At 66.1% G+C, this 12,591-nt stretch carries 13 protein-coding genes and 1 pseudogene; 8 read left to right on the top strand and 6 right to left on the bottom strand.

Annotated elements, in window-relative coordinates:
• Positions 1-214: 214 nt before the first annotated feature.
• The gene (locus PX554_RS12925; RefSeq protein WP_093222262.1) at positions 215-502 is read right to left on the bottom strand and encodes a hypothetical protein; all 288 of its coding nucleotides are present in this window, start codon (positions 500-502) and stop codon (positions 215-217) included.
• A 209-nt stretch (positions 503-711) separates the two neighbouring features.
• On the opposite strand from PX554_RS12925, the gene PX554_RS12920 reads away from it, so the two are divergent.
• The 6 genes from PX554_RS12920 to PX554_RS12895 all read left to right on the top strand — a co-directional run bounded on the left by PX554_RS12920 (position 712) and on the right by PX554_RS12895 (position 8,070).
• Positions 712-2,130 (top strand): DUF1800 domain-containing protein, encoded by a 1,419-nt coding sequence (locus PX554_RS12920; RefSeq protein WP_093222259.1) that lies wholly within the window; start codon positions 712-714, stop codon positions 2,128-2,130.
• 3 nt (positions 2,131-2,133) lie between these two features.
• On the top strand, positions 2,134-3,279 hold the full coding sequence (locus PX554_RS12915) for a DUF1501 domain-containing protein (protein ID WP_275502318.1): 1,146 nt from the start codon (positions 2,134-2,136) through the stop codon (positions 3,277-3,279).
• Positions 3,280-3,307: 28 nt separating this feature from the next.
• The gene (locus tag PX554_RS12910) at positions 3,308-4,003 is read left to right on the top strand and encodes an HAD family hydrolase (protein ID WP_275502316.1); all 696 of its coding nucleotides are present in this window, start codon (positions 3,308-3,310) and stop codon (positions 4,001-4,003) included.
• Between the two features lie 228 nt (positions 4,004-4,231).
• Positions 4,232-5,959, top strand: coding sequence for an arginine--tRNA ligase (gene argS / locus PX554_RS12905; RefSeq protein WP_275502313.1), 1,728 nt, complete (start codon positions 4,232-4,234; stop codon positions 5,957-5,959).
• Positions 5,959-6,678 (top strand): SPOR domain-containing protein, encoded by a 720-nt coding sequence (locus PX554_RS12900; protein WP_093222249.1) that lies wholly within the window; start codon positions 5,959-5,961, stop codon positions 6,676-6,678. Before argS ends, PX554_RS12900 begins: the two co-directional genes overlap by 1 nt.
• A 384-nt stretch (positions 6,679-7,062) precedes the next feature.
• Positions 7,063-8,070, top strand: coding sequence for a glycoside hydrolase family 3 N-terminal domain-containing protein (locus PX554_RS12895; RefSeq protein WP_275502312.1), 1,008 nt, complete (start codon positions 7,063-7,065; stop codon positions 8,068-8,070).
• 25 nt (positions 8,071-8,095) lie between these two features.
• Here the strand turns inward: PX554_RS12895 and PX554_RS12890 are convergent, their stop codons facing one another.
• From PX554_RS12890 to PX554_RS12875, 4 genes are all read right to left on the bottom strand, one after another.
• The gene (locus PX554_RS12890) at positions 8,096-9,736 is read right to left on the bottom strand and encodes a recombinase family protein (protein WP_275502310.1); all 1,641 of its coding nucleotides are present in this window, start codon (positions 9,734-9,736) and stop codon (positions 8,096-8,098) included.
• A gap of 23 nt (positions 9,737-9,759) precedes the next feature.
• Positions 9,760-10,113, bottom strand: a complete 354-nt coding sequence (locus PX554_RS12885) for an HVO_A0114 family putative DNA-binding protein (protein WP_275502309.1) — start codon at positions 10,111-10,113, stop codon at positions 9,760-9,762.
• Complete coding sequence (locus PX554_RS12880; protein WP_275502308.1) at positions 10,098-10,382, bottom strand: toxin-antitoxin system TumE family protein; 285 nt, start codon at positions 10,380-10,382, stop codon at positions 10,098-10,100. Before PX554_RS12880 ends, PX554_RS12885 begins: the two co-directional genes overlap by 16 nt.
• A 228-nt stretch (positions 10,383-10,610) precedes the next feature.
• On the bottom strand, positions 10,611-10,850 hold the full coding sequence (locus PX554_RS12875) for a helix-turn-helix transcriptional regulator (RefSeq protein ID WP_275502306.1): 240 nt from the start codon (positions 10,848-10,850) through the stop codon (positions 10,611-10,613).
• A 459-nt stretch (positions 10,851-11,309) separates the two neighbouring features.
• Between PX554_RS12875 and PX554_RS12870 the strand changes: the two genes are divergently transcribed.
• On the top strand, positions 11,310-11,849 hold the full coding sequence (locus tag PX554_RS12870; protein ID WP_275502305.1) for an AAA family ATPase: 540 nt from the start codon (positions 11,310-11,312) through the stop codon (positions 11,847-11,849).
• Positions 11,850-11,871: 22 nt separating this feature from the next.
• Here the strand turns inward: PX554_RS12870 and PX554_RS12865 are convergent, their stop codons facing one another.
• Positions 11,872-12,444 (bottom strand): alpha/beta fold hydrolase, encoded by a 573-nt coding sequence (locus PX554_RS12865; RefSeq protein ID WP_275502694.1) that lies wholly within the window; start codon positions 12,442-12,444, stop codon positions 11,872-11,874.
• Between PX554_RS12865 and PX554_RS12860 the strand changes: the two are divergent.
• Positions 12,445-12,552: pseudogene (locus PX554_RS12860) on the top strand (zinc-dependent alcohol dehydrogenase); the annotation flags it as partial.
• Positions 12,553-12,591 lie beyond the last annotated feature (39 nt).

Below are 12,591 nucleotides of genomic sequence, written 5' to 3'. Positions count from 1 at the left end.
TTCCGCGCGGCGGCGTTGCTGTGCAGGCGGGCCGGATCGTATCACCACCGTTCGCGTCGAGCGCAGTCGAGACGCTGGCGCCCGGAGCTTGTCCTTCGACTTCGCTCGGGAGGAACGGAGGGGCGTGGGGCGAGGGGCGGCGCCGTGGGCGGGCGCCCGCCAGGAAAACGAACGCCGCCGTGCGGGGTTTCCGCGCGGCGGCGTTGTTGTTGGATCAGTTCGCGGTCGAAGCGACGGCGCGGGCCGAAGCGGCGGGCACGTTGAAGGCGACTTCGCGGCGGCCGGTGAAGCCGGTCACGCGGTTGCCGCGCACGGCCAGTTCGAACGTGTCGCCGGTGTTGAGCACGCGGCCCGAGATGATCGTGCGGCCAGCGACCTGCTTGGTCGTGTAGACATAGGTGTCGCCATCACGCGTGAAGGTGTGCTGCGGCGCGGTGTCGGCCAGAGCGGGGGTCGAAACGGCCGCGAAAAGCGAAGCGGCGAGAAGGAGGGTCTTGTTCATGATCTTTCCTTTCGGTTGGGTTCGAAAGCCAGATCAGCATCCTGTATTTTCTCGTTGTCGAGAGACCTGATATTGCGGTGCAGCAAAATCGCCAACCGCAAAGATTGCGCGACCAGTTGCACGAAACGAACGCCAGAACGCGGGCGCGGCATGATTTTGCGACAATTCCGGCCTATGTAGCGATGACCGGGGGCGCAGGAGCATGGCTGATGAGCGCCGCGAGTATCGCTTTGAACCGTTTCGGCCTCGGCAATCGCCCGGACCAGCCGGTCCCGGCTGACCCGAAGGCGTGGCTGACCGGGCAGTTCGCCAAATATGATCCCAAGCCTGACGCGATCCTCGCCGCGCCGACCAGCGCGGGCGTGTCGGCCGAGCTTGCCGCCTATTTCCGCGACCAGCGGGCGCTGCGCGAACAGGCGAAGGCGGCGTCACCCGGCGCGATCCCGCCGCGCACCGATGCGATGCGCGCGGCGGCGCAGTTCGCGCGGCGCGCCGGGCGGCAGGACTATGCCGGTGCGATCGGCGCGCGCGCGCAGACCGCGCTCGTCACCGACACGCCGTTCGTCGAGCGGCTGGTGTATTTCTGGGCGAATCATTTCGCAGTTTCCGCCGACAAGCTCGAACTGACCGGGCTGGCCGGCACGCTCGAATTCGAGGCGATCCGCCCGCATGTGCTGGGCAAATTCGGCGACATGCTCGGCGCGGTCGAACGGCATCCGGCGATGCTGCTCTATCTCGATCAGGCGGTGTCGGTCGGGCCGGACAGCGTGATCGGGCAGAAACGCGGCGGCAAGGTCGGCCTCAACGAGAATCTGGCGCGCGAGATCCTGGAGCTACACACGCTCGGCGTGCGCAGCGGCTATACGCAGGCCGATGTGACCGAGTTCGCCCGCGCGATGACCGGCTGGACGGTCTCGGGGATCGGTCGCGCGCCGGGGGCGAAGCTCGCGGGCACCGACGGCCTGCCCGGCGATTTCCTGTTCGTGGATGCGATGCACCAGCCCGGCGATCGCACGATCCTGGGCAAGGTCTATCCGGCGGGCGGCGTCGCGCAGGCGCAGGCGGTGCTCGACGACGTGGCGATGAACCCTGCGACCGCGACGCATCTCGCCACCAAGCTCGCGCGGCATTTCGCCGGCGACTCGCCGCCGCCGGCGATGGTTTCGCGGTTGCAGGCGGCGTACCTGCAATCGCACGGCGATCTGCCGACCGTGTACCGTGCGATCATCGACTCGCCCGAGGCGTGGGTCGAGACGCCGGCCAAGTTCCGTACCCCCTGGGAATGGTCGATCGGGGCGATGCGCGCTCTCGGGCAGAAGACCGTGGATGCGCAGGCGGTGACGGGGCTGATGACCCAGCTCGGCCAGCCGGTGTGGAAGCCCGGCCAGCCGGTCGGCTATGACGATATCGCCGCGAGCTGGGCGGGATCGGACGCGGTGATGCGGCGGGTCGAGGCGGCGGAGCGGTTCGCGCAACGCGCGCCGACCACGATCGACGCGCGTTCGCTCGCGCCGAAGCTGTTCCCCGGCGCGCTCAGCCCCGCCACCACACAGGCGCTGGCGCGCGCCGAAAGCCAGGGGCAGGCGCTCGCGCTGCTGCTCGTCGCGCCCGAATTCCAGCGGAGATAGGACATGCTCGACCGTCGCAGCTTCATCGGTACCAGCGCGCTCGGCCTCGCCGCCGCGTTCGCACCGCGCATGGCGTTCGCCAAGGCGGCGACCGACCGCCGCTTCATCTTCATCATCCAGCGCGGCGCGGCGGACGGGCTGCATATCGTCGCGCCGGTCGGTGATCCGGCGTTCGCGGGCGCGCGGGGGGCCTTCGCGCAGGATTTCGCGACCGCGCCCAAGCTCGACGCGACCTTCGCGCTGCACCCGGCGCTGGTGGGGGTGAACGCGCTGTACGGGCAGAAACAGGCGCTGTTCGCGCATGCGGTCGCCTCGCCCTATCGCGACCGGTCGCATTTCGACGGGCAGAACGTGCTCGAGACGGGCGGGGCGAGCGCGTATCAACTCCGGGACGGCTGGCTCAACCGGATGCTCGGGCTGCTCTCGCCCGGCGAAGCGAAGGCGATCGCGATCGCGACGGCGGTGCCGATGGCGCTGCGCGGGCCGCATGAGGTGGCGTCTTATGCACCCTCGGCGTTGCCGCAGGCGTCGGACGATCTGCTGCAGCGCGTGTCGATGCTCTATGCGGGCGACAGCCAGTTGCACGGGCTGTGGAGCGAGGCGCTGGCGACGCGCAACCTTACCGGCGATCTCGCCGCCGACAACGGCAAGACCGCCGCCGCGACCGGCGCGCTCGCCGCCAAGCTGCTCGCCCCCGCCGATGGCGCGCGGATCGCGATGATCGAGACCGGCGGCTGGGATACCCACGCCAACCAGCGCGGGCGGCTCGCGGCGCAGTTGAAGGGGCTGGACGCGATGATCGGCGCGCTCCAGACCGGGCTCGGGCCGGTGTGGGCCGACACAATGGTGCTGGTCGCGACCGAGTTCGGTCGCACCGTCGCGGTCAACGGCACCGGCGGCACCGATCACGGGACTGGCGCGTGCGCGATGCTGCTCGGTGGCGCGGTGAAGGGCGGGCGCGTGATCGCCGATTGGCCGGGGCTGGGGCAGGGCGCGTTGTACGAGAACCGCGACTTGCGCGCGACGATGGCGCTGGACGGCTTCATTGCCGGCGCGACGGCGGCGCACTTCGGGCTGCCGGGCGGGCGGGCGATGGCGGCGCTGTTTCCGGGCGCGCGCGGCGGCAAGGCGGTGACCGGGCTGGCGTGAGCGACGGGCGGGCTTTAGCGAAGCGGGTATGACGATCGATCTCATCTGCCTCGATGCCGACGACACCTTGTGGCACAATATGCGCCACTTCAACGGCGCGGAGGCGGCGTTCGCGGCGATCCTCGCGCCGTTCGTCGAGGCGGGGGTCGCGTGCGAGCGGCTGCACGCGGTCGAGGCGGTCAACCTCGCGCAGTATGGCTATGGCGCAAAGAGCTTCACCTTGTCGATGATCGAGACGGCGGTCGATCTGCTCGGCGATGCTGCGGCGGGGCGCGCGGTGGCGGATATCCTCGCGGTCGGGCGCGATCTGCTCGCGCATCCGGTCGAGCTGCTGCCCGGCACCGCCGAGACGCTGACCGCGCTCGCCGATCGCGGGCGGCTGGTGCTGGTGACGAAGGGCGACCTGCTCCATCAGGAAACCAAGATCGCGGCATCGGGGGTGGGCGAGCTGTTCAGCGCGATCGAGATCGTCAGCGACAAATCGGTCGCCACGTTCGAGCGGCTGTTCGACCGCTTCGGGGTTGCGCCCGAATGCGCGGTGATGGCGGGCGATTCGATGCGATCGGACGTGCTGCCTGCGCTCGGGGCGGGGGCGTGGGCGGCGTACATTCCGCAGCCGGATGCGTGGCAGCATGAGGCGGGGGATACGCCCGAGCAGCATCCGCGCTTCCGGCGGCTGGCGGCGCTGACCGAGCTTCCGGGGTGGATCGACGAGATTAAGTGATGCTGGCGGTTGCGGAATTTTAAGACGCTTCTTGTTCTCCCGCGAACGCGGGAGTCCAAAGCAGCAGGAACCGAAAGCGTAGTTTGCTTGGCTCTGGATTCCCGCGTTCGCGGGAAAACGCGATACAGTTGGCTGCTTGAATCGCCTGCGCCACCGGATGGCGCGCCGTTTGAACCGCGCCCGCTGTTCCGCTAAGGCGCGCGCTCGCTTGATACGACCGGAATTCAGATGACCCTTTACGCCCGTTTTGCCGCGCATCTCGACGCGGCGCTCGATACGCTGGTTGCCGCCGGGGATCTGCCCGCCGGGCTGAACCGCGCGCCCGTGACGGTCGAGCCGCCGCGCGATGCGAGCCACGGCGATCTCGCCACCAACGCGGCGATGGTGCTCGCCAAGCCGGCCGGAACCAACCCGCGTGCGCTCGCCGAGAAGATCGCGGCGGAATTGCGCAGGCTCGACGAGGTCGAGGACGTGTCGATCGCGGGGCCGGGCTTCATCAACATGAAGCTCAGCGACGATAGCTGGCGCGCCGAACTGTCGGCGATCCGCGATGCCGGCGCCGATTACGGGCGCGCGACGATCGGGCGGGGCATTACGGTCAACGTCGAATATGTCTCCGCCAATCCGACGGGGCCGATGCACATGGGGCATTGCCGGGGCGCGGTGGTGGGCGATGCGCTCGCCGCGCTGCTGGAATTCGCCGGGCATAAGGTGATCCGCGAATATTACGTCAACGATGCCGGCGGGCAGGTCGATACGCTCGCGCGGTCGGTGCATCTGCGCTACCGCGAGGCGCTGGGTGAGGATATCGGCACGATCCCCGAGGGGCTGTATCCGGGCGAGTATCTGGTGCCGGTCGGGCAGGCGCTCGCCGCCGAATTTGGCGACCGCTTCGTGGGCGCGCCGGAAGCGGACTGGCTCGTCCTGTTCCGCAAGGCGGCGGTGGCGGCGATGCTGGAGATGATCCGCGCAGATCTCGCGTTGCTCGGCATCCACCACGATCTGTTCTCGTCGGAGGCCGAGTTGCAGGCGGAAGGCAAGCCCGAGGCGGCCGAGGCCGAACTGCGCGCGCGCGGGCTGATCTATGACGGCGTGCTCGAAGCGCCCAAGGGGCAGGAGCCGGAAGATTGGGAGCCGGTGGTGCTGCCGCTGTTCCGCTCGACCCAGTTCGGCGACGATCAGGACCGGCCGATCAAGAAGTCGAACGGGCAGTGGACCTATTTCGGCGCCGATCTCGCCTATCATTACCAGAAGGCGCAGTCGGCCGACGCGCTGATCGACATCTGGGGCGCGGACCATGCCGGCACGGTCAAGCGCATCACCGCCGCCGTGCAGGCGCTGACCGGGGGCAAGACCCGCTTCGACGTCAAGCTCGTCCAGATGGTGCGGCTGCTGCGCGCGGGCGAGCCGGTCAAGATGTCCAAGCGCTCGGGCAATTTCGTGACGCTCGCCGACGTCGTGCGCGAGGTCGGCAAGGATGTGGTGCGCTTCACGATGCTGACGCGCAAGGCCGACGCGCAGATGGATTTCGACTTCGCCAAGGTCGTCGAGGCGTCGAAGGACAATCCGGTGTTCTACGTCCAGTACGCGCACGCGCGCATCGCCTCGCTGCACCGGCGCGCGGCGGAGGCGAATATCGTGTGCGACGGCGTCGACCTGTCCCAGCTTGACACGGAAGACCTCGCGCTGGTGAAGCTCGCCGCGCAGTTCCCGCGCATCGTCGAGACCGCCGCGACGGCGCGCGAGCCGCACAGAATTGCCTTCTATCTCTATGACTTGGCCGCGTCTCTACATGCGCAATGGAACGTCGGCAACGACCGGGTGGACCGGCGCTTCCTGATCGCGGATAATCCCGCGATCACCTGCGCGCGGCTTTTCCTGGCCGACGCGATCGGGCAGATCATTCGCAACGGCCTCGGCATCATGGGGGTCGTCGCTGTCGAGGAGATGAACTGATGGCCTTCGGCAAGATCGATGCGGACGACGGGGACCGGCTGCCGTGGCTCGAAACCGCCGAGGACTATGACAACAGAGGCCCATCGGCGCTGCATATCGTGCTGGTGGTGGCGGCGCTGCTCGCGGTGATCGCGGCGGCGATCCTGGGCTATCAACTGCTGCGCGGCGCGCGCGATGCCGGTGGCAACGGCGCGCTGATCGCCGCGCAGGAAGGCGATTACAAGGTCAAGCCCGACGAGCCGGGCGGGCTCAAGGTCGAGGGCGAAGGCGACAGCGCGATCGCGACGAGCAACGGCGCGGGCACCGGCAACGCCTCGATCAACGTCAGGGCGCTGCCCGAAGCGCCGATCGTCGGCAAAAAGGCGGCGCCTTCGCCCAAGGAAAGCGCTGGCGCGAGCAAGGCGGTGGTGGCGCTGCCGCCCTCGCACGGCAAGCTCGTGGCGAAGACGGCGACCCCGCCGGTCGCGCACGGCACCGCCGGCGGCGCGCTCGTCCAACTCGGCGCCTTCCCGTCCGAGGCGGCCGCGAACGCGGCGTGGACGAAGTTGTCGGGGCGGATTCCGTATCTCGCGCCGCTCGGCAAATCGGTGCAGGTCGCCGAGGTCAACGGCGCCACCACCTATCGGCTGCGCGTCAACGCGGGCAGCGCGAGCCAGGCAAGCGAATTGTGCGGCAAGCTCAAGGTCGCGGGCGAGGCGTGCTTCGTGGCGCGGGATTGAACGGCCGGCGCGGCTGAAACCGCCACGCCGTTCGTGCTGAGCATAGTCGAAGCACGTGCCCGAGGCGAAGTGTGTGTGCGCGTGCTTCGACTATGCTCAGCACGAACGGGTGCGGGCGGTTACGCGCGGGTGCCTCGACTACGCTCGGCACGAGCGGTGGGTAGTGGCACTTAGTACGCGCCGCTGATATGCGCGGCTGAAACCGTCAGTCCGTTCGTGCTGAGCGTAGTCGAAGCACGTGCCACATACGCTCCGCCTCCGGCACCTGCTTCGACTTCGCTCAGCACGAACGGGGCGGGCGGTTACGCACGGGTGCCTCGACTACGCTCGGCACGAACGGTTGGGGTGGTGGCACTGAGCACGCGCCGCTGATATGCGCTTCGCATGAAGCCCGTCATCTTCGGCCTGTCCGGCCTTACCGTTACCGCCGACGAACGCCGGTTCTTCGCCGAGAGCCAGCCGGTCGGCTTCATCCTGTTCCGCCGCAACATCGAGACCCGCGCGCAGGTGCGGGCGCTGACCGACGATCTGCGCACGCTGACCGGGCGGGGCGATCTGCCGATCCTGATCGACCAGGAGGGCGGGCCGGTCGCGCGGATGCGGCCGCCCGAGTGGCCCGCGTTTCCCGCCGGGCCGGCGTTCGACGCGCTCTACGATGTCGCGCCGATCTCGGCGATCGAGGCGGCGCGCGCGCATGCGGAGGCGACCGGGGCGATGCTGGCCGAGGTCGGCGTGACGGTCGATTGCTGGCCGCTGCTCGATGTCGCGCAGGGCGATACCGCCGAGATCATCGCCAGCCGCGCGCTCGGGCATGAGCCGATGCGGGTGGCGGCGCTGGGGCGCGCGATCCTCGACGGGCTGGCGCGCGCCGGGGTGGTGGGCGTGGTCAAGCATATGCCGGGGCATGGCCGCGCGCTGGTCGACAGCCATCTCGAACTGCCGCGCGTCACGGCGGGCGATGCTGAACTGGAGGTCGATCTGGAGCCGTTCCGCCGGCTCGCGGGCGCGGCGATGGGGATGACGACGCATATCGTGTTCGATGCCTGGGATGCCGCGCGCCCGGCGACGCTCTCGCCGGTGGTGGTCGAGGAGATCATTCGCGGCCGGATCGGGTTCGACGGGCTGTTGATGACCGACGATATCGACATGAAGGCGCTGTCGGGGACCGCTGGCGAGAAAGCGGCGGGGGCGATCGCGGCGGGCTGCGACGTGGTGCTCGATTGCTGGGGGCGGATGGACGAGATGGTCGAGATCGCGGCGCGGCTGGGCGAGATCTCGGATGTGTCCCGCGCGCGGCTCGATCGCGCGATGGCCTCGGTGGCCGGGCGGCGAAGCGGCGTGGCGTTCGCGGATCTGATCGCGAAGCGCGACGCGCTGCTGGCGCTGGCGTGATCCTTCCCGGAACGGGTCCACTCCGTCACCCCAGCGAACCCTGGGCCACCTTTGTCGTAACAACGGTAGCGGGTCGAGAGGTTTCCTGTGCAAAATCGAGGATGCCCATGAGGGCACCATGTAGCGTGGCATGGATTTCGCCGCGCTTCTCGCCTGGATGCAGGACGATTCGATGAATGAGTGAACGGATGGCGTCGAAGGCATCGAGACGGGTTTCCGGGTCTTCGAGCGCTTGGCAGAACCGGTCCACTTCACGTTTGTAGATTTCGGCGATGCCGGGATGCACATCAGGAATTGCCTGCGGGGCCTGTGCCATGCGCGCGGCGATTTCGACCCTCTGCCGTTCCAGTTCCGCCATGCGGGCCTTCATCGTCGGCTGATACAGGCCGTCCTCGATCGCGGTCATGATCCCCGCAATGGCGCGCTCGATCTTGTCCAGCGCGCGGGCATCGGCTTCGATCTGCGCGCGCGCCTCGCGGTTCTCGCGGTTGATATGCTCGGCATAGGAGGCGACTGCTGCCTGCACCTTGTCCGGCGACACCAGCCGTTCGCGCAGGCCCGCAAGCGCCCGCTCTTCCAGCTTCTCGCGGCGGATGGTTCGGTTGTTGTCGCAAGTATGGCGGCGATGATGATTGATACAGCCAAAGCGCCTATTGACCGCCAGACCGACCTTGCCGCCGCATACACCGCACTCGACCAGACCAGACAGCAGAGTAACCGGACGGCGGGCCTGATGCATTCGGCTTGCCTGCGCCGCGTGGACGCCGTCGATCATCGGCTTGTATTGCTCACCAAGCACGTCCTGTCGATTCTTTACCGCCTGCCACATATCATCGCTGACGATGCGTAGTTGGGGCGCTTCGGCTCGAACCCATTCGGCCTCAGGATTGGGACGGCGCACGGTTCGGCCGGTGCGCGGGTCCTTGACGGCCTGCTTATGGTTCCACACGCGCACGCCGACATAGAGTTCATTGTTGAGGATGCCGATCCCGAGGCTGCGCTTGCCGCGTATGGTGGTGTCGCTCCACGGACGGCCTGATGGCCCCGGAATGCCATCGGCATTAAGATCGCGCGCGATAGCGCGCGGACTCTTGCCAGCCGCGAACTCGCGGAAGATGCGTTCCACAATGGGCGACTTTGACGGCTCGATCCGACATTCGCCGCGCACCAGTTCGCCCTCACTGGATAGGCGGCGAACGGCCCGATAGCCGTAGCCGACCGGCCCCGCCGAAAAGCCCTTCTCGACCCGCCCGCGCTGCCCGCGATGGGTCTTCTTGGCAAGGTCTTTCAGGAACAGCGCGTTCATCGTGCCCTTGAGACCGACATGCAGTTCCGAAATCTCGCCTTCGGCGAGCGTCACCAAGGGAACGCGCGCGAACTGGAGATGCTTGAAGAGCGTCGCCACGTCCGCCTGATCGCGCGACGCCCGGTCCAGAGCTTCGGCCAGCACGATATCGAACTTGCCCGCCTGAGCATCCTGCACCAGCGACTGGATGCCGGGACGCAGGATCATGCTGGCCCCTGAGATCGCGGCATCCTCATAGACGCCAACGACATGCCAGCCCTCGCGTGTCGCGCGCTCGCGGCACACGCGAAGCTGATCCTCAATCGAGGCCGCGCTTTGCTGATCGGAGGAGTAACGGGCATAGAGGGCAATACGCATCATGACATATCTCCCGTTTCGCGCCGTCAGGCGGCCTTGGTCAGCATGAAATCCACATGGACGGCATCGAAGGGAAACACGATGCCGCGCCCTTCTTTCCGGATCACGCCTGCCGCAAGGAGCGCCTGCACGTCGCCATGCACCGCCTTCATGTCGCGACCGACACGGCGCGCCGCCTCGCGGATCGACATGACGCCCTGGCCGGTCATGGCCTGAATAAGGTCCCAGCGCTTGCGCGTGAACGTCTGCCACAGCAGATCGGGGCTGGCAAAGCTGTGATGCGCGCCCTGGGCCTTGCCCTCGAACGCGGCGAGCGCACGGCGCGTCACCTCTTCACGGCAGGCGACCGAGAGCGTCACGGTGTTCATGTCGGTTTCCATTGATCCACATCCTTCCAGAAGTCCGCCAGCAGCGCGGCGGGCGTCGTGAAGGCATAGGCCGTTTCCACCCCGCCGATGTGCCGGTGATCACCCTTGCCTGCCTCATTGTCGTAGCGCAGCACGCAAACGCTATCGACGACATAGGCAAGGGCGTATTTGAGATCGTGCGTCGACCCCTTCACCGACTTCGGCACCCGCCATATCCGCAGTTCCACGAAGGAGACTGCATCAAGCTGGTGCCGCTCATTGAGCAACGGTTCCGCCTTCATGATGGCTTATATACCATCATTGTCAATCGATGTCAATGAATCCATTATTTGCTTGTCTCCGGCTCATTGTCATTGGCTGCTTTTCGGGCGCGGACATGCTCTCGCGCGATGTGGCGCCCAATGGCCTCCGCTATGCGCGTCAGCGCCGCCTCCACGTCCAGAGCGGGTGGTCGGATGTCAGGCTCATTGTCGTTGGCGACACGCAGGCGATCAGGGGGCGCGGTATCGTCATCCCTTTCCATGGCCCGCCTTTCCCTGCGATGGCGGGTTGTCGTTGTTGGCCCTGTAGCCAGCGGGATCAGCGATCCAGCGATTTATGGCGGACTCGTGCCAGCCCGCGCCATGAACGCTGATCTTGAGTTGGGCAGGGAAGGTTCCGTCCGCCATCTTGCGGTAGATGGTCGACCGGGAAAGGCCGGTGCGGGCGCGGACGGTATCGAGACGGATAATACGTTCTGCATTCGACATAGGGGAGGCTTTCAAATCATGCGTTGGCGATGCCCCCTAAAGCCCAGAATGGCGCAGTTTCCGCGCAAGACAAGATGCGCGCCCCCGACCTTGCTGTAGGCCGGATGCCAATTGTAGGGCTATGGAGGGACGTAGAGGGACATCGGCGGCCATAGCGGGACTTGGCGGGAACTTGCCCGCTTCATTTCCGCATGCGTTTTTCTCAGGCATTGTTGCCTGATTGCCACGCTTTTTACGCTCGCCGATCCGCGTCAGACCATTTGAGCTATGATGTATTCGGCATATCCATCGGTCCTTTCCCCGATGGCCTGCCCGCCAAGGAAGAAGATTGCGCGAATCACGTCCTTCACGCAAGAGGCTGTGATGCCATGCCGAATGCGGCGGCGCGGGTATCGCGCAGGTTCGGGTGCCATCAAATCAACGACCGTTAAGCCTGCGAGCGGCTTGGAGGTGCAACGCATGTCCGCGCGTTTCCATATCATCACCGGCGGACCGGGTTCCGGCAAAACCAGCCTGGTAGGACTGCTCGCGATGCAGGGGCTATGCTGTATGCCCGAAGGGGGGCGTGCGATCATTCAGGAGCAGGTCGCAAACGGGGGCACGGCTCTCCCTTGGGCGGATCGCGCTGCGTTCGCCAGTATGATGCTGGACTGGGAATTGCACGCCTACAAAGCAGCAGCTTTGTGCGAAGGGCCTGTCATCTTCGACCGGGGTCTTCCCGATATCGTGGGGTACCTCCAACTCAACGGTCTGGACGTTCCCCTCACGGTAATGCACGCGGTAGAAGTCCTTCGCTACGCCGAGCAGGTCTTCATCGCGCCGCACTGGCCTGCGATTTACAGGCAGGATGCCGAGCGGATGCAGAGCGAAATGGAAGCGAAGGCCACTTTCGACGCCATGGTTGATACGTACACGTCGTTGGGATACCAACTCGTCCACTTGCCTCTTGCATCCGTGTCGGAGCGCGCGGCCTTCGTCCGGTCTCGGATCAATGCATGACTTTTACGTTGGCAGGCTTGTCTTAACGAGGGGGTGCTTTGATGAAGTCCGCTATAGCGGACACTACACCGGGAGCCAACGGCAAGCCGGGGTCTGAGTAAGTCGCAATATTGGCTCTCCGATCATCGGAGGCTATCTCTTTCAATACATGATTGGTGGCGGGTAACAGGATCAGTTTGACCTTGGGCTGCGCGCCTCTCAACAATTGCGCATCCCTGCGACCGACCTGAATGTCACGCTCGCCCTGAAGGATCAGAACCGGCTTCGAGCATTTTGCAGCAAGCTTTGCCGGGTCGATGGCAAACTGACTGATGAGAAATCCCTGAACCGCCGGGTGAAACAATGGAAGCAGGACGGGACTTATGCTGGCCTTGTCGACGCGATGCCCTGCTTCGAGTTCGGAAATTATTCTTTCGGCTTCATCTAAAATAGGTGAATTTGCCGGATTAGCTTTCAACTGCTCATCCAACACCTGTCCCAAAGGCCTGCTGGGTGTCGATATAAGGATCACCCCGCAAATCTTCTCATCGCCAACATGAGCGGGGGAAAGAAGATTCCGGCCCCCAACAGCATCCTGCCGTCGATACGTACGCAAGGGGCGCTCGTTACCGCTGTCTCGCCGAAAGCCTTCCAGCGGGCAACGGATAAGGCGCGGCGCGGTGGGACAGTATCGCTCAATGGGCTGCCGCCCGACGATTTTCCCCATCCGTATGCATAAGGGCGAAATTAAAGTCAGGGTGGT

It is taken from the genome of Sphingomonas pollutisoli (assembly GCF_029167165.1).
In the GTDB taxonomy this organism is placed as follows: Bacteria; Pseudomonadota; Alphaproteobacteria; order Sphingomonadales; family Sphingomonadaceae; genus Sphingomonas; species Sphingomonas pollutisoli.
The sequence above is the reverse complement of the archived record's forward strand: the minus strand, read 5'-3'. Positions and strand labels throughout refer to the sequence as shown.